At 60.4% G+C, this 17,859-nt stretch carries 15 protein-coding genes; 10 read left to right on the forward strand and 5 right to left on the reverse strand.

Going from position 1 to position 17,859, the window contains the following annotated elements; genetic code table 11:
- Positions 1-5 precede the first annotated feature (5 nt).
- From Q7U39_18710 to Q7U39_18750, 9 genes are all read left to right on the forward strand, one after another.
- The gene (locus Q7U39_18710) at positions 6-2,375 is read left to right on the forward strand and encodes a CHAT domain-containing protein (GenBank protein MDO9119993.1); all 2,370 of its coding nucleotides are present in this window, start codon (positions 6-8) and stop codon (positions 2,373-2,375) included.
- A gap of 76 nt (positions 2,376-2,451) precedes the next feature.
- Complete coding sequence (locus Q7U39_18715) at positions 2,452-3,210, forward strand: DUF928 domain-containing protein (protein MDO9119994.1); 759 nt, start codon at positions 2,452-2,454, stop codon at positions 3,208-3,210.
- A gap of 267 nt (positions 3,211-3,477) precedes the next feature.
- Positions 3,478-3,651, forward strand: coding sequence for a hypothetical protein (locus tag Q7U39_18720; protein ID MDO9119995.1), 174 nt, complete (start codon positions 3,478-3,480; stop codon positions 3,649-3,651).
- 148 nt (positions 3,652-3,799) lie between these two features.
- Positions 3,800-3,994: a hypothetical protein gene (locus Q7U39_18725; GenBank protein MDO9119996.1), complete on the forward strand. Its 195-nt coding sequence runs from the start codon at positions 3,800-3,802 to the stop codon at positions 3,992-3,994.
- Between the two features lie 53 nt (positions 3,995-4,047).
- The gene (locus Q7U39_18730) at positions 4,048-4,437 is read left to right on the forward strand and encodes a hypothetical protein (GenBank protein MDO9119997.1); all 390 of its coding nucleotides are present in this window, start codon (positions 4,048-4,050) and stop codon (positions 4,435-4,437) included.
- A gap of 139 nt (positions 4,438-4,576) precedes the next feature.
- Positions 4,577-6,997, forward strand: a complete 2,421-nt coding sequence (locus Q7U39_18735) for a PAS domain S-box protein (GenBank protein ID MDO9119998.1) — start codon at positions 4,577-4,579, stop codon at positions 6,995-6,997.
- A 73-nt stretch (positions 6,998-7,070) separates the two neighbouring features.
- Positions 7,071-7,976: an ABC transporter substrate-binding protein gene (locus tag Q7U39_18740; protein MDO9119999.1), complete on the forward strand. Its 906-nt coding sequence runs from the start codon at positions 7,071-7,073 to the stop codon at positions 7,974-7,976.
- A gap of 12 nt (positions 7,977-7,988) precedes the next feature.
- On the forward strand, positions 7,989-10,307 hold the full coding sequence (locus tag Q7U39_18745; GenBank protein ID MDO9120000.1) for an ATP-binding protein: 2,319 nt from the start codon (positions 7,989-7,991) through the stop codon (positions 10,305-10,307).
- Between the two features lie 116 nt (positions 10,308-10,423).
- Positions 10,424-11,863, forward strand: a complete 1,440-nt coding sequence (locus tag Q7U39_18750; protein MDO9120001.1) for a sigma-54 dependent transcriptional regulator — start codon at positions 10,424-10,426, stop codon at positions 11,861-11,863.
- 358 nt (positions 11,864-12,221) lie between these two features.
- Here Q7U39_18750 and Q7U39_18755 read toward each other — a convergent pair whose 3' ends face one another.
- The 3 genes from Q7U39_18755 to Q7U39_18765 all read right to left on the reverse strand — a co-directional run bounded on the left by Q7U39_18755 (position 12,222) and on the right by Q7U39_18765 (position 14,533).
- Positions 12,222-12,389: a hypothetical protein gene (locus Q7U39_18755; protein MDO9120002.1), complete on the reverse strand. Its 168-nt coding sequence runs from the start codon at positions 12,387-12,389 to the stop codon at positions 12,222-12,224.
- Between the two features lie 107 nt (positions 12,390-12,496).
- Positions 12,497-13,447 carry a hypothetical protein gene (locus tag Q7U39_18760; GenBank protein ID MDO9120003.1) on the reverse strand — a complete coding sequence of 317 codons (951 nt, stop codon included), beginning with the start codon at positions 13,445-13,447 and terminating at the stop codon, positions 12,497-12,499.
- A 948-nt stretch (positions 13,448-14,395) separates the two neighbouring features.
- Complete coding sequence (locus Q7U39_18765) at positions 14,396-14,533, reverse strand: hypothetical protein (protein ID MDO9120004.1); 138 nt, start codon at positions 14,531-14,533, stop codon at positions 14,396-14,398.
- A 732-nt stretch (positions 14,534-15,265) separates the two neighbouring features.
- Here Q7U39_18765 and Q7U39_18770 point away from each other — a divergent pair.
- A complete protein-coding gene (locus Q7U39_18770; GenBank protein MDO9120005.1) occupies positions 15,266-16,294 on the forward strand; it encodes a zinc-dependent peptidase in 1,029 nt (342 codons plus the stop codon).
- A 6-nt stretch (positions 16,295-16,300) separates the two neighbouring features.
- Here the strand turns inward: Q7U39_18770 and Q7U39_18775 are convergent, their stop codons facing one another.
- Both Q7U39_18775 and Q7U39_18780 read right to left on the reverse strand, forming a co-directional pair.
- Positions 16,301-17,446 (reverse strand): glutathionylspermidine synthase family protein, encoded by a 1,146-nt coding sequence (locus Q7U39_18775; GenBank protein MDO9120006.1) that lies wholly within the window; start codon positions 17,444-17,446, stop codon positions 16,301-16,303.
- A gap of 2 nt (positions 17,447-17,448) precedes the next feature.
- Entirely contained in the window at positions 17,449-17,730 is a 282-nt protein-coding gene (locus tag Q7U39_18780) for a hypothetical protein (GenBank protein MDO9120007.1), read from the reverse strand.
- Between the last annotated feature and the right edge of the window lie 129 nt (positions 17,731-17,859).

The raw sequence follows: 17,859 nt of genomic DNA on the forward strand, positions 1-17,859 counted from the left end.
AGACGATGAACCCTCGACACATGCTCATCCTCCCCCTCACGGCATCAGCGGCCGGCCCTCGGCACGCCGCACGAGGGATCCGCCGCTGGATCGGCTTGGCGTTCGTTGGACTCCTGGGCCTCCTGCTCACGAGCGCGGTGCAGGGAGCGACCACCCCGGACAATCTCGACGCCCTGCTGGCGCAGGGCACCGACGCGTTTCGCCGCGGTGCGTTTGAACAAGCCCTCACCTCCTGGAAGGAGGCCGCCGGGCTTGCCGGCGAACGCGGCGCGACCCGCGAACACATCCAGGCCCTCCTCGGCGCCGCACAGGCTGCGCAGGCCCTCGGGCAGTCCAAGCAGGCGCTGCTCCAACTCGACCTTGCCCTGGTGCTCTCACAGAACAGCGGCGATCCGCAGACCACAGCCGGCGTGCTGGCCCAACTCGGTCGCACCTATCTCGCGGTCGGCCAGCTCGATGAAGCCGAGGAACGCCTGACCGACGCGTTGACGCTCGCCCGTCAAGAAGCATCACCCGCGCTCACCGCCGCCACGCTGAACGATCTGGGCATTCTCCACGCCCTCAGACACGAAGATACCGAGGCGCTGGCTGCCTTTCATGAGAGTACGACGATTGCGCAGGACACCGGGCTTCCCATGGTCGCGACTACCGCCAGAATCAACGCCGCGCGCGCGGCGTTGCGGCTCGGCCAACCGCAAGACAGCCGGCTCTGGCTCGATCAATCCCTCGATCAAGCCCGTGAACTGTCCCCGTCTTACAACAAGGCTATTGGCTTGATTAATATCGGGCTGGGCTACGGGCACCTGCGGCCGCTCCTGCCCGCCATCGGCGATGCGCTGCTCATACGAGCCGCCGGCGTGCTGCAGGAAGCGGTGGCCCTATCCGAACGATTGGGAGATGCCCGCACCTTGTCCTATGCGCTCGGCTATCTCGGGCATCTCTACGAAACAGAACGCCGCACCGAGGAAGCGCTGCAGTTGTCCCGACGCGCCGCGTTCTCCGCGCAATCCGCGGGCGTACCGGAGGCGCTCTACCGTTGGCAGTGGCAGGTGGGCCGGCTGCTGGCGTCGAGCGGGCACCTCGACGACGCCATCGCCTCCTACCGGCAGGCCGCCGCGACCTTGCTGCCCATCAGACCGGAAGTGGCCCGCGCCTCCTATGAGGCGTCGACTCCTGACCAGGAATCGGTGCGCCCCTTATTTTTCGAACTGGCCGACCTCCTGCTCCAACGCGCCGGGTTGACGGACGACACCCCCGCCGCACAGATCTATCTCCTGACTGCGCGCGACGCAATCGAAGCCTTCAAAGCGGCAGAGCTGCGGGAATACTTCAAGGATGAATGCGTCGATGCCCTGCAGGCCCGCATCACCAAACCCGACCAGCTCTCCCCGACCACGGCAGTCATCTATCCGATCATGTTCGCAGACCGATTGGACATGCTCGTCAGCCTCCCGACCGGGATGATGCGGATCTCTGTGCCCATCCCTGCCGTGACATTGGCGCAGGAAGTACGCGCATTCCGCCGCACGGTCGAGAAGCGGACGACCAGGGAATATCTTCCCCATGCTCAACAGCTCTATGACTGGCTGGTTCGACCGATCGAGGCAGAACTGACCCGCTTGCACATCAATACGCTGGTGTTTGTCCCCGACGGAGCGCTCCGCACCATTCCCCTGGCCGCCTTGCACGATGGAACCGGCTTCCTCATTCAGAAATTTGCCGTCGCGCTGACCCCCGGGCTCAATCTCACGGACCCCCACCCGATTGACCGCGAGACCGTCCGGTTCCTGTCCATCGGACTGACCCATGCCGTCCAGGGGTTCCCGGCGCTCCCCTATGTGGCCGAAGAAATGGGAGCGATCCACGATCTCTATCGAGGCGATCAACTGCTCAACAGCGAATTTCAGACCACCAGACTGGAGCAGGAATTGCGGGACGGTCAGTTCGGCGTGCTGCACATTGCCACTCACGGAAAGTTTTCGACGGATGCGAACGAGAGTTTTCTGCTCACGTTCGACGGAAAACTCACCGTGAACCAGCTGGACCGGCTGGTCGGCTTGTACCGGTTCCGGCAGGCACCGCTCGAACTCCTGACCCTCAGCGCCTGCCAGACCGGCGTCGGCGATGATCGCGCCGCCCTCGGCCTCGCGGGAATCGCCATCAAGGCCGGCGCCAGAAGCGCGATCGCCACATTGTGGTTCATCAACGATGAAGCCTCCGCCGCGCTGATTACCGAATTCTACCGGCGGCTCCGGAATCCATCAATTTCCAAAGCGGTCGCCTTGCAACAGGCTCAGACGAAGTTGTTGGCTGATCGGGTGTATGAGCATCCGGCTTACTGGTCACCCTTCTTGTTGCTCAATAACTGGCTATAAAGGGTTTCGACCATATGCTAGAGTACGATTCATGCATCGACATTCACCATAGAGCCTCAGCAAGAGGGGGTGCACGGTGAAACCCACGTTGTTGGTTTGCATCATCAGTATAATGCCCCTGGGCCTGACACTTGCGGAGCCGACGCAGGCCACGGCAGGACCCGAGCCATCCGACGCCCCTCAAGTTGCCGGCCCCGACGACCTGTCGCTGCCGGTCTATACCCCACCCAGAAAATATTCCCCGCGCGCGCGTGTCGGTGGGGAAATGCGCGGGACAGGCGGCAGCGACCCTGAAATTCAAGCTCTCGTCCCTGATCATGTCGGCCTCACCATCAATCAAACGCCGGTGCTGAATTGGTTTCTTTCCAAACTCACGGCCTATACGGTTCGTTTCACGCTGATCGATAATCGCTCGATCAAGCCGGTGCATGAAGCACCCATCCCTTCTCCAACGAAGGCAGGAATTCAGACGATCAATCTGAAGGAGTTGGGACTGACACTCGAGCCGGACGTGCAGTATCGATGGTACGTCTCTGTGATTCGTAACCCCGACTCGCCATCGCAGGATATCGTGGCGGGGGGAGTCATCGAGCGCTGCGAGTTCAATGCCTGTCTGGTCGAAGCAGGCCCGCACCTCACCTGCAGCACGCAGAGCGTGCAGGACAACGCCCGCCAGGGCTTCTGGTACGACGCGATGGCCTGTCTCTGCGCGCTCATCGATGCCCGCCCCACCGACGCCCCGCTCCGACGCATGCGCGCTGCGCTGCTGAAACAAGTCGGTCTACACGGAGTGGCCGAATGGGATCTTCGCTCCCTCACGACCCCGACCAGATAGCGCTCCTCTGATTCCTTCCCTCTTTGCCATGACAAGCCGCGATTCCTTCGCCCACCGGAGAATCCTTTCCGATTCACTTACGGATCACATCTGATCCACCCTCGTCGACTCCTACCGTCATACATAACGATGGGCATCGGCTCAGCTCCGCTTTTTCCAACAATCTTCTCCAAAAACATGCCCGTGCAATCAGACAGGGCCACTGGCATACGGCTTGCGAACTCCTCCAGAAAGAACTTGAGGCCACACTCCTCAGGAGTCCACACCGTGACACAGGAATTGATCAACTGGGTGTTGTTAGCGGGGCTGGTAGGAATCTCGTGGCTCATGGTCATCACGATCACCGGCGACGATCGCCGCACTGACAAAGGGGTTCATACCCATGAGACAAAAGAGCTCTCAAAAGACGGGACACCTTCGCACCGAGGGATGGCGGTCTGATCGGAAAGCAGACGATCGTCTCCTGCCCCTATCGAGTCAGACTGCCGCTGTTGATCTTCACGCCCCATCCCTCAACGGGGTGACTGCCACCGCAGATTCTCGTAATCAGCGCATCACCGTCCTTCTCCCGACGACTCTGATCGAACGCTTGCGAAACGCCATTTACTGGACCGAACAGCGCACGATGGCCCGGGTCATTGCTGATGCCATTGATGATGCGGTGGCCGAGATGGAGCACACCAACGGCGGCCTATTTCCTCTTCGCCTCGCTCCGCTGAAACGAGGGCGACCTCGCCGCGTTCCCCCTGCACAACGCCTTTCCATTACCGAGCCGCTCCTGTAGGCGCCGCCGGTGGACTCGACCGTCAGCGCTCGATGCCGAAGTAAGGAAATGCAATGAACGCCGCGCTGAGACGATCAGGCCATCCGATGCTAGCCATGCTGCTGACCGTCAGCCTGAGCGGCCCGGCGCAGGCGGAATCCCCCGCCCCAGACTCAACCAATGTGACCGACTCAGCCCCCCACATCGACGCCATCGAATTGATCAAAGAAGCAGACATCGTGAGCATCGCTTCACGCTATGAACCGCCGATCTCGCAAGCCCCGTCGAACGGTGATCGCCGCTCGGTCTATAACGACGTACAAGGCACGATGAACCGGCTCTGGCACGACAAGGCTGAAGTGGCAGAATCCGCACTCAGCGCACTCTACGACAAGCACCAGGAGTATCCTCTTGGCGAAACGATCGGCAGCCGGGCGATGGGCTGGATGATGATGAGGTTCTAAATGGTTTCCTTAAGTGGTATATCTACACTAGGCTTGCGCGATTCTCGTTATTGTGCGGCGCAACACAGGAACACTGAGCCTTGGGCAACGGTAAGTCAGGCCGTTTCCTATCCCTAAGGCTTTACTGACTGAGGGCGCTATGGCCGGCGAAGCCCCTTCCCATACCGTGCTCGTCGTGGAAGACAATCCGGACATTGCCGTGAGCCTGCAGGACCTGCTCGCCCACGACGGCTATACCGTCTATACCGCCGACTCTTGCGCCGGCGCGCTCACCCGGCTCCATGCCCATCACTTTAATGCGGTCTTGCTCGATCTAACCTTGCCGGACGGCGATGGCCTCGAGGTGCTCGCCACGATCCAACAGCTGGACCCGCATTTGCCCGTAATCATCGTCACGGCCAGCACGGCGACGGAGAAAACGGTGGGGTCGCTGACGCGGGGGGCCTTCGCCTATTTAACCAAACCCTACCATCGCGAGGAACTCCGCCAGACGCTCCGCCGCGCGATCGGGGTCAAGGAACTGGCGGTGAAAGCCCAGCGCGCCGAACATCTCCTGACGGAAAGCGAAGACCGCTTCCGCTCACTGGTGGAGTCAGCCAGCGATGCCATCGTGGTGGCCGATGGGCGGGGCATCATCCTCTCGCACAATCGATCAGCTGCGACCATGTTCGGCTATTCGAACCATGATCTGATCGGAAAATCGCTCACGGTTCTCATGCCGTCACGGTATCACTATCGCCACAACGCCGGCCTGGCCCGTCTGGAAGCAACCGGATCGGGGCGTCTCATCGGATCGGTCATCGAACTCCAGGGGCTCAAGCAGGACGGCACCGAATTTCCGATCGAACTCTCGCTGGCTACCTGGAAAACCGAAACCGGCAACTACTATAGCGGTATCATCCGCGACAGTTCCCAACGAAAACAGACGGAGCGGGCGCTGGATGAATTGCGTCGCCGGCATAGCCTTATCCTGACGCAGGCCGGCGAGGGCATCTATGGCATCGATCGCCAGGGGCTCGCTACGTTCGTGAATCCGCGCGCGGCCGCGATACTCGGGTATTCGGTGGAAGACTTGATCGGACGCCCCATGCATGCGCTCCTGCACCACACCAGAATCGACGGGACCCCGTACCCCGACGCCTCTTGCCCGATCTACGCCGCCCTGCACGACGGCGAAATCCATCGCATCACCCATGAAGTATTTTGGAAGCGTGATGGCACCAGCTTCCCCGTCGAATACGTCAGTTCCCCGCTGTGGGAGGACGACACCGTCGCCGGGGCGGTCGTGGTCTTTCATGATACAACGAAACAGTGGCGTGTCGAATCGGGATTGCGGGAACGGGAAGACCGCTTGGAATGTGTGATCCGCGGATCGAGCGACGGGTTTTGGGATGGACAGGTTCTGCCCGGCCAGCCGTGGCATCACCCTCACACGCCGGTCTGGTGGTCTCCGCGGGTGCGCGAGTTGTTAGGATATAGCCGGGAGGAGTTTCCGGACATCCTGGAAAGCTGGATGTCCCGGTTGCACCCTGAAGATCGTGAGCGAGCCCTGGCCGCATTGCGCGCGCACATGGAACAACACGAGCCCTACGACGTGGAGTACCGGCTCCTCGCGAAACAGGGCAAATACCGCTGGTTCCGCGCGCGCGGACAGGCCGTGTGGGACGACAATGGACGGCCCTTCCGCATGGCTGGCTCCTTACAGTGCATCACCGACCGCAAACGGATGGAAGAAGCCCTCCGACGCAGTGAACGGCTGCTGAAAGACGTGATCGATAACACGACCGCCGTCATTTACGTGAAAGGGCTGGACGGACGTTACGTGCTCACGAATCGCCGGTTCGGGCAGCTGTTCAACTTGACCACCGATCAGATCGTCGGGCGCACCGATCATGATCTCTTTCCCCGAGAAATCGCCGACGCATTCAGTGCCAACGATCGCCAGGTGCTGGAATGCAAGGCTCCGGTGGAGTACGACGAAACCGCCCCTCACCGGGATGGGCTGCGCCACTACATCTCGATCAAATTTCCGCTCTGCGACGAAACAGGGACCCCCTATGCCGTGTGCGGAATCTCCACCGATATCACCGAACGCAAACGACTTGGAGATGCCCTCCGCATCAACGAGGAGCGGGTTCAGCTCGCGCTCATGACTGCGCGCGTCGGCATCTGGGACTGGAACCTGCAGACGGACCACTGCTATTGGTCGCCGATCGTCAATGATCTGCTCGACCTCCCGGTCGGTGCTGGTCCCCTCTCCAGGGAGGAATTTCTGGCCAGAGTCTACCCAGAGGATCAGGCCACCGTTCTGGCGGCGCTGCTGGAGGCGCCCAAATCCTCTCAGCCTGAGTTCGCCTATGCTCACCGCGTGCGCCGAGCCGACGGCACTCTCCAGTGGCTCTCATGGTCGGGCCATGTGGTTCGGAGCGCGACCGGGACAGCGACCCGCATCCTGGGGACCGTCCAATCCATCTCAACCGGACAGGTGCCGCCGTCAGAGCCCACGCAGACAGGTCGCAAGGCCCCAGAGAAACCGCGACACGACAATCTGCGATCGTGATATTATGAGGACGCCTCATCGACACCACACGGAGTGTTCCCCCTTCGCCGGATGCCGCGCACCTGGCAGATACTTGGGGGGATTCGCTCTGCTCATCATATTTTGTCTCCTCGGATCAGCCCACGCCCTTGCCGGAGAAATTGCCATACTGCAATCCTCCGACTTGCCGGCCTATGCACAGGCGATCGAGGGATTCAAAGTCACGGCCCCTGCCTCCATGACCTATGTCGAATACGATTTGCGCGGTGATCCAGAGCTCGGGAAAAAGCTGGCCAGGAAAATCAGGGCCTCCGACGCCTCCCTCGTTCTGGCCGTCGGTCTCAAAGCCGCTCTGGCCGCCCAGGTGGAGATCATGGATCTGCCCATCGTGTATATGATGATTCTTGATCCTTCAAAGCATCGTCTCTCCGCCCCGAATATGACCGGCACGCTGCTGGAGATTCCCGCGGAACGTCAATTCAAGATTCTTCGCTCGTTGCTGCCGTCGCTCCATCAGCTCGGAGTCCTGTTCGACCCCGCGAAGAGCGGATCCCGCATCAAAGAAACGACTCCCTATGCGGCTGCCAGCGGGTTCAAGCTGACGGAATTTCCCGTCGGCAGCGAAAGAGAGGTGCCGCAGCAGCTACGCGCGCTCATCGAGACCGCCGACGGACTATGGCTGGTACCCGATTCAACGGTCTTGACCGCGGAGTCCGTCGGTTTCATCCTCGAATCGGCCATGGCACGCCATGTCCCTGTCATCGGCTTCTCGCCGGAGATGACCAGGCTCGGAGCGCTCCTCAGCATTTCCGTCTCCTACGGCGATGTCGGCCGGGAAACCGGCCTACTTGCCAGACGACTCCTCGATGGAGACAGGAAACTCCCGATGAAACCGATACCCGTCGAACGCCTGAGCATTACGGTGAACCAAAAGACCGCCAACTTCCTGGAGATCACCTTTCCCAGCGAAGCCGAGCGCCTGATTGATGAGAAATATTAGGATCTGATTTCTATGGCAGCCGAACCGCTTTCTCTCCAGAGTCCGACACCGCCTCCCGGCGCACCGACCAGGCCGTTCGTCAGCTTGCGGACGAAATTTGTCGTGTTCTTCAGCCTGATTCTGGTCCTGACCTGTTCCACGTTGAGCTGGTATTTTGTGGAGATTCGACGCGATGCCATGCTGCAGAATCTCCATCGCCTCGGCACAATTCTCCTGACCAACATCGCGCACAACAACCATTTCCGATTTGCCGGCCTGGTCGCGGAAGATCAAACGACCCTTCAGCAGTACATCGAAGGTCTTCTCTCCATCGATGAAGTCGTCTATGTCGTCGTCATGGGCTCAAACGGCCACGCTATCGCCCGGTACAGCAAGGGAGCGCGCCAGTCGTTGACAGATCCACAACGATCTCCCTCCCATCCGATCTATCCTCCCGCGGACATCGCCCAACGACTGGCTCAAACGCCAGCGACGGTTCCGCAAATTACCCCGCTTGCCGTCTCGGATCAGCTCACGCTCGCCCCTCAGAATCAAGGCTCCTACATGACTCAGCTATTCCCCACTCTGTCCGAGACACTCTATGACTTTGCCTTGCCGGTGCTTCGGGCATCACCCGCACCCATCACCCCGTTTACACTCGACCCCGAATCCACGGCCATCGACGGGGCTATGATGAAACGGCCCCCGGTGTACGGCATTATTCAAATCGGCCTCACCGATGAGCTCGTGCGTCAGGCCGTGCTGACCATGATCCAGAATGTCTTTGCCCTGACCGCCCTCATTATCGGAGCCGGCATCCTCGGCGCTCACCTGCTGACCTCGCGCATTACGACTCCGTTGCGACGCCTGGCCGGGATGGCCCGCCAGGTGACTGAGGGTACGGCGCCGGTTCAACTGTCCCCGTCCACAAACGATGAGGTCGGCCAATTGACCGGGCTCTTCAATGTCATGGCCCGCTCGGTTCAAGAGCGGAATCAGGCCATTACCACCAACCTCGAGACGATCAAACAACAATTCAGTCAGCTGACCACCCTCCATCAAGCCAGCGCCGCCATTGCGAGCACCCTGGACATGAACCACCTCCTCGACACGGTGCTCCAACTCCTGGTCGGCAATCTCGGCTTCCTGCGCATGGTGCTGGTCCTGCGGCTTGAGGAACGGGACGTGTCCTACATCGCCCGCGTCACGGGGATCTCGCCCGAGATTGCCGAGCTCGCCTATACCCTGGAGATCCCCATACGAGACGATGGCAGCATCACTGCTGATCTGTTTCTTCGCCGCGAACCGGTGCTCATCCAGGCCCTCGAGGCCGCAGCCGACCGGATCTATCCGCCGGTGATGGACTTGCTGCAACGGGCCGGCATCTCGTCGTTTATTGCCGTTCCACTCCAGAGTCATCACGGGACCTTGGGATACATAGCCGGTGATCGCGGCGCACAGATATGCACCGAAGAAGATCTTCATATTCTTCTGACGATCGCCAGCCATGTGGCCGCCGCAATTGACAACGCCCGCGCCTATGCCCACCTCTCCGAGTTGACCCAGCATCTGGAAGAACGCATCCACGAGCGCACGGAGGAACTCTCACGCGCCAATGACCAACTCCAAGCCCACGATCGACGGCGCACGACCTTCCTGTCGGTCGTGTCCCATGAATTGCGCACGCCTATGACCGCCATTCGCAGTTTTGCCGAAAACATGCTGGATGGTGTCACCGGTCCATTGACAAGCCAGCAGACGACCTACCTCACGCGGATCGAGCACAACGTGGCGCGGCTGGCCCGCATCATCAACCAGCTGTTGGATTGGTCGCGGTTGGATACCCCCAAAGATGTGCTTCGGCCTGAACCGGTCTGTATTGCAGAGATTGCCGCCACTGCCGCAGAGGGCTTGCAGACGGTCGCGGCAGAAAAACAGATCGCCCTGCGGATCCAGCCGGAGCGCCCCCTCCCCAGAATTTTCGGCGACCGCGACAAGCTGGAGCAAATCCTCTGGAATCTGATCGGCAACGCCATCAAGTTCACCCCTCCCGGCGGGGCTGTCACCGTCACGTTTTCCTGTGATGCTGCCGGGATGGTCAAGACCTGCGTGGCCGATACCGGATGCGGGATTGATCCGCTCCACTTACCAAGCGTCTTCAACGAATTTTCAAAAGTGCCGTCGTCGATGCCGTCGTCGCAAGGGGCTCAATTGGGCCTGTTCATTACCAAAACCTTGATCACGATGCACCGGGGAGAAATCTGGGCGGAGAGCACGCCCGGTCGCGGAACCTGTATCTGTTTTACGCTGCCGATCGCGCCAGCTCCGGAGACGGACCGGCAACCGCAATGAGGTGGCACAGGTAGCCCACCATGAGGCTCTTTGCCCGTGTAGGCCGTCAACAGGCCGTATATTTTTCTCTATGAAGTCACTACACTTCCGAAGACTGAACAGGGGGCTTGCACGCTATGCGCGCCAAAATCCTCCTCGTCGATGATGACCGGGATATCCTGCTCGGTCTGGAAAACCGCATCACATGGATGGGGCATGAACCCCTGACCGCGAGCGACGGGGCAGAGGCGCTGCGACTTATTGAACAGGAGGCACCGGATCTCGTCCTCCTCGATCTGGAACTCCCCCATCGCTCCGGGCTGGAAGTGTTACAACAGGTTCGGGAAGCCGCCACCGCTGCCTCAGCGCCCGACTCGGAGACTCCCTTACCCGCCTATACCACACCGCTGATTATTATCCTGACCGCCTTCGGCACGATCGAGCGCGCGGTGCAAGCCATGCACTTAGGCGCCTTCGACTTCCTGACCAAGCCCTTCACGGCCGACCACCTCACGGTCGTGATCAAGAAAGCGCTTGAGACCCTCGCGCTGGATCGCCATGTCGAGGTCCTCCGCAAGGAAGTCGAGGGACAGTACGATCCGATCATCGGAACCAATCAGAAAATGGCCATACAACTCGCCATCGCCAAGCAAGCGGCAGCCACGCCGGTCACCGTCCTGTTGCTCGGCGAGACCGGTACCGGGAAAGAAGTGATTGCGCGCGCCATTCACCGCTGGAGCCCACGACGGGATAAGCCGTTCGTCGCGGTGAACTGCGCGGCCTTACCGGATACCCTCCTGGAGAACGAGCTGTTTGGACATGAACGAGGGGCCTACACCGGCGCGCTGAAGCGGGAACCCGGAAAAATTGAAATCGCCGAAGGAGGCACCGTCTTCCTGGACGAGATCGGCGATATGCCGATGCTCATGCAGAGCCACCTCTTACGCGTGCTTCAGGATCAGACCTTCTACCGGGTGGGCGGCACGCAGCTCATTCGGACCAATGTCCGGTTTATTGCCGCGACGAACAAAGATTTGCGGCAGGCCATCCGCCAGGGGATCTTTCGGGAAGACTTGTATTACCGACTTGCCGTCATCGCCAGCACGCTGCCCCCACTCCGGGAGCGCCTGGATGACCTAGTAGCTCTGTCCGAGTATTTCCTCCGGCGTGCCGCCGGACTCGGAAGCTATCGCCAGTACACACTGAGCGACCGCGCGCTCACGCTCATGCGCCAATATCATTGGCCGGGAAATGTCCGCGAGCTGGAGAATGTGCTGACCCGCGCCGTCATCCTCTCCACGAGCGCGACGATTGAGCCATCGCAGCTGTCGCTCATGGCGATCGCATCGACACCCGATCCGGACTCCGGACCGAACCCGTCGCTGCATGCCTATCATGAAATGATGGAGGCCTACAGCAAGAAAGTGCTGGAGACAGCGCTTCAGCAGAACGGATGGAACCAAACAAAAGCCGCTGAAGCGTTGAAGCTCCAGCGCACCTACTTCACCAAACTACTTCGCCAGAAACAGATCCCCGGCCATCCCCCCTCACCTCATTCTGACAATGAGGCGAACTAGCTACTGATCGACGGCGGACGCATTCAGCCGCTACTTCGGTTCCACACCGTTCCGATCTGAGGGCTTTTTGAGATGGGACAGGAACAGGTCGCCTCTGTCAGCCACTTCAGCAGACCGGCGAATCCCTGATCGGTCATACCTTCCACCCGCCAACCGGTCGATCTTCGGCGGGAATAGACGTTCGGCGCTGACGGCCGCTTCGGCCGATTCAGGATGGGTCGACCTCTGTCTAGCTCAATGCCCTATACCAAAACTATGTGGCGAACGCCGCATGGTCTCAGCGGGGAAATGTATCGGCACCCTCGAACGACACAACGCCAGAGCCAGCCTGGAGGCCTGTGAGCATGGCATCGACGGACTAGGCCGCCCGCCTGAACGGCACCCCTGACTCAGGTGCGGAGGACGGCCCGGACGGGCCTTTCATCTCAGCCACATGGCGATGCTCCGCATCACTTTCCCCCGTCAGCGACCAGACCAGCAGGCCCACAAGCGCACTTACCGTCACCAGACCAATGAGGATAACCATGATCCCCCTCACAATCTGCCGGTAGACTCATCCTGTTTCCACGAACCAACCGGCGTTCAACGGGCGGCTGACACCGGCAACGGGAATCAGCCGCCCCCGTCACACAACTACGCCGCCAGGCGATAGACCCAGCGATCACGCTCGCGCCGAAGATCGGCCGAAGCCTTTGCTTCCCGGCTCATGGCGGACAGCCTCAACCCGCTGAAAAACACCGCTCCCATTCCGATCATCGCAGCAAAAAGATACCCGAGCGGAATCCCTGGCCAGGCCATTGCCGGATCCGACACCATCGAAGCGGCCGTCGGCATCGCGCGTGCCACCATAACCTGATCGGCCTGTTCCGTCATCGTCGCCGTGCGATCCACCGCCGCCAGCAACGTCCCCAGCTGATATTGATTCGCCCCCCAGGCCTCTTCCAGCCCGGTCCTGGCCTGCGCCACATGGACAATCGCCACACCCAACTGCTCCTGAACCACGGCCGCCCGAGCGGCATAGTCCCGGCTGGCATCCACAATCCAGCGACCAAGCAACGGCTGCCAGGTCGCTGCGAATGCCCCCTGCATGCGCCCGCCCAATTGCTCCGCGGCACCGATTGCGTCGCGATTGTAATCAGAGACATAGTGATCCGCCGAGAGGATGCCGCTGCGCAATCCGCGCCTCGTGGCATTCACGATGGAACGCCCCATGACCGCCTGCACGCGGGCCGCGTGGTCATCAGGCATCGTCGCTGCACGGTCCATGATAAATCCGAAGGGACCGCCGGGAAGGGATTGCAGGCTATAGTGCGCGAGTAACGCCTGATCCCATTCCAATGTCGCCTGGGCCGTCATGCGATCGCTCTGCCGCTGCAACAACGTGCGCTCGACAATGGCGTGCCCAAGAGCAGGCTGCAACCACACCATTCCGTTCGCTGAACTGGAGAATGGCTCACCCATCGCCGGCGGCATGGCAACGAGGAAGGTGCCGGTGGTGGCCACGAAGAGGAACAGCGCGCCGAACACAATGGCGCACATGCCAAACCCAACGATGATGTCGATACCGCTAAAGCGATAGGTCATGACAACCTCCTTTCCGCCTCAGGCAATCCGACAAACGGCAGATTAGCCGCGACAGTTCGTGCCTGATTCGGGTGGCTTGATGTGAAGAAGCGGCACCGGAGACGGTGCCCGACGCGAGAGCCGCCGAACGACCGGTCATTCGCCCCGTTGAGGTACAGTCGACCGCCCGTCTGGTGAGAAGAAAACACCCGGCAGGTCCGGACCGATGGGTTGAAGCTCCACGGAGGACCATAGCACCACCTACAGAATGAGGCGGCTGCAAGAAGATACTATCAGCCTACGCTCCGGCGCCGCCCGACGCAAGAGCGGGCAGAGTCCTGCTGCTAGCCGACCTGCGCGAAAGCCTCCGCCCGTTGCTCCATACACCGCACCAAAGTTCTCGCGACCTCATTGGCATCGAGGAGAATCCGACACGTAACTGAACGAGGTGTCGGCATTGAAATCGAATCAGGAGATGAATTGCGCATCGTCAGCTGAGAGTTCGCGATCCGGAATCAGGACTCCATCGAACACCGATGTTGGGGGGTGAAAAGGGCCTTCCATGAAAAATATTTTCATGAGCCCACGTGATCGGATCAGCCGCGCAACCCGGACCACACGCCCGCCTCATCCCCTCACGCACCCCTTCGACGGAGTATCGGAAACTCAAAATAGCCGGATCGACGACGGTCATCGACTTGCCACACCTCACAGTGCGGACAACTGAGTGGCCGGAAACTATTGCCAGCAAACAACCTGCGCCGATCGCATTCCTCGTCGCATACGCAAGACGATCATCGACAACCTGATTCCCAACGGACCAACTCAGATACGTCACCCTGCCCCAGCCAACCTTCCCGCCTCGCAAAGGGGCGGATCCCGGGATGGGGAAGCCTCGTTCGTTTTCTGACCGACCAACAAAATCCGCACGGAAGTAATTTACTCGCCGCGCAATCTCTGCTATACCTGTCACATCGAATCACAACTTTTTACACCGAAGGGGGGTGAAGTACTCATGGCCACGAAGAAAGCAGCAGCGAAGAAGCCTGTAAAAAAGGCTGCCGCGAAGAAGAAGAAGTAGTCGCACCATGAGGAGGCGACGGTCACGTCGCCTCCTCGCCTCTCCCTCTCCCTCTCACTCTCATCCCACTCCCGTCATTCCGACTCACAGCTCGAACAAGATTTCTCCATTCACTTTTCATCGTCGGGTGTCCGCCGGCTCCATCATCGTTCCTACGATCCGATGAGACAGCCCCATCAGTGACTCCCCCTCCATATCCCATCCCGTCCACCTCGCCCCCGAGTTCCCGACCCATTCAAAATCGAAAACTCGCGAGCAGGTCTCATCGCTCTCCAGAACATTCCGATGCAGCGGCATACAGAAGGAGGGGGACAGGGGGAAAGACCAGAGGGCAAACGCACAGCTTGGAGAGGAGAAACCCATCACGATTGATGGGGTGGGGTCTGAAGACACTGAGGCAAGAATGCCACAAGGCAAAAAAAAGGGGAGGTGATGGCCACATCACCTCCCCGACTTCCTAACCGCTGGGTGAAGACCCAAGGCGACCAAGAAAGCAGCAAGGGGATCTTAGCACGAACAGGCCATAGAAAACACGATAGAAAAATACTTAATTTTCTATCGTGTTTTCAATAAGTTGCATGCGCAATACCGCAGACATTCCGTTCTGGACATAGAGAAAGCGCGGGACTGAATCCCCGGTTCGATCCGGAGCGCTGAAGCCTGAATCAGCATCCGTAAAACGCAGACCGAGATCACCACGAGGCGGTTCAGAGTAGAATCGCGACAGGGCAAGTGCCTATTCCTGGGAGATCAACCCGATGCTCGTGACGCCAGAGGCTCAACGTCGGAATCAGCAGCAAGCCCTCATCGCCGCCATCTTGGTAGCAGGAACGGCGGGATGGATGACCTGGCTCTTCCCACTGCTGTGGCCCCTGCTCGGACTCTGTCCCTTGGCCTACAGATGGGTGCGGCGGCCCTGCCTTCGTCGGATGGAGATGATGCGCCAACCGTTTCCCGAAGAACGGGAACAAATCCTTCGCAAACATGTCGCCTTCTTTCTGGCACTCGATGAGGCGGGCAAGACCAGGTTCCGGCAACTGGTGCAGATCTTTCTCGACGAGGTCCGGATCACCGGCATTCGCACCGAGGCGGACGAGACCACTCGAGTGTTGGTGGCGGCCAGTGCCGTTATCCCGATCTTCGGGTTCCACGACTGGGAATATCATCGGCTGCATGAAGTGCTGATCTACCCGGATGCCTTCGATGACGCCTACCGTACCAGTGGTGGGTCGGAAGCACATCTACTCGGCATGGTCGGCCTGCATCATTTGAGCGGGGTGATGATTCTCTCGAAGCCGGCGTTGCTGGCAGGTTTCTCCCCGCATCCCGGCACCCACAACGTAGGCGTGCACGAATTTGCGCACCTGGTCGAAAAAGAAGCCGGCGAATACGGACTGCCGCCGGAAGTCCCCTGGATGGCGGTCCGCCAGTGGGTTCGATACGTGGCGCGGGAACTCGCCCATCCCTCCTCCCGCCACACCCACGTCAGCGATTACGCCTATACGAACGAACACGAATTCTTCGCGGTGCTGGCCGAGTATTTCTTCACCTCGCCCGAACTCTTGAAGCGCCGCGATCCCGCGCTCTACTCCCTGATGCGGAGTCTCTTTCATCAGGATACGGAAGCACTCCTCCCCTCCCTGCCCTGGCGGCGCCCGGGACTCAGCCGCAACGCGCCCTGCCCCTGCGGCAGCGGGAGAAAGTATGCACACTGTTGTTTGAAGAAGACGGAAGCCAACGGCAGGAACACAGGAACCACGGGCAGCGCCCCAGGCACCACGGAGTAAGCCCCCTCAGAGCACAGACAGGCCCTTCTCCACACAATGCGGCACAAAGCGGCTCTGATTCCCATGGATCAACCCGCGATCCTCACGAATCCCGATCCCCGCCGGCTGATCGCCGATCACCCAGGACCCGATGACCGGATGCCATCCATCGAACACCGGCAACGGCATGTACTGTTGAAAGACCGACGTTCCCGCATCATAGGGCCCGGACGTTGTCAGGACTTGATCTCCATTCACGATCGAGATATTGGCGCCCTCACGCGACCAAAATGGTTTTCGGACATAGGCGGGGCAATCCCCCGGTCCTGAAAAGAAGGCGGGCAACAGATTCGGGTGATCGGGATACCACTCCCACAATAATGCCAGCAGCCCTTTATGACTGAGCAGCTGTTTCCAGGCCGGCTCCAGCACCAGCATCGAAGACCTGGACAGCTCCGCGGCAAAGGCGTCCTGACAGAGCCATTCCCAGGGATAGAGCTTGAAGAGCACCGAGATAGGCTCGTTCCGGCAATCCACAAACCGCCGACTGCCCGGCTCCCACCCGATCCGCTCAATCGGCAGCGTCTGCACCCGCCACCCGGCCTGATTCGCCGTATCCGCCAGATAGGTCACCGTCTGCCGATCCTCGTCGCTCCCATCCAAGCAGGCCAGATGGAGCAGATCGGTCGAAGCCTGCCGACGGATCTCACGCCATTGCCCGATCAATCGATCATGCAGACGATTGAATTGGTCGGCCGCCGGACAAGCCTCTTGCAGCCATCCCCATTGCCCGACCGCCGCTTCAATCAACGAGGTCGGCGTATCGGCGTTGTACTCCAGGAGTTTCGGCGCCCCCGCCCCGTCATACCAGAAATCAAAGCGTCCATAGAGCGACGGATCCTGCCGCTCCCACGAGTCGATGATGCGCGGCCGCCATCCATCGGGGATCCTGAGATCGGCGAAACGATCGTCGCGGACAATCCGCTCGACCGCATCGACACAGAGCCGATGCAACGAAGCCGTGGCGGATTCCAGGCAATCGATCTGCGAGTCGGAGAACTCATAGGCCGCATCTTCGCGCCAGTAGCCCCCGTCCAGACTGTGATACGTGAGGCCGACCCGGTCGAGTTGCGCGGGCCAGTCGGATCGCGGCTCCATCGCGCGACGGTGCATGACTACGGCCCCTCTTCCGGCTTATAGAACTGACCGCCGGTCACGCCAAATCCGCCACGTTCGCAAGCATCTTTCGCGGCTTCCTCAGGGCAACAGCGTGGCCGATCGTGATCCGGCACCGTGTCCGCGACCAGCGGCACGTCCGGCCCTTGACCGGCCGCAATCCACACCATCTCCCCCATGCCGTCGGCTATCGCCGCCAGACTCACCCGCACCTCAGTCGATTGCCGCAGACGAGGAATCACCGAGCCGGGCACAGGCCCATCCGGCCATTTCTTTACCATGGGGACCTTTCACACACACCAACAGGAGAAAAAGGAAGGGACAGGGAGGCGGGCTGAAGCTCACGGCCTGCCGGGAACGAACGCTCGAACATCTTACACGGATTCCGGGCAGGCGAGGTGAGCCAAATA

Source organism: Nitrospira sp., assembly GCA_030653545.1.
Classification (GTDB): domain Bacteria; phylum Nitrospirota; class Nitrospiria; order Nitrospirales; family Nitrospiraceae; genus Nitrospira_D.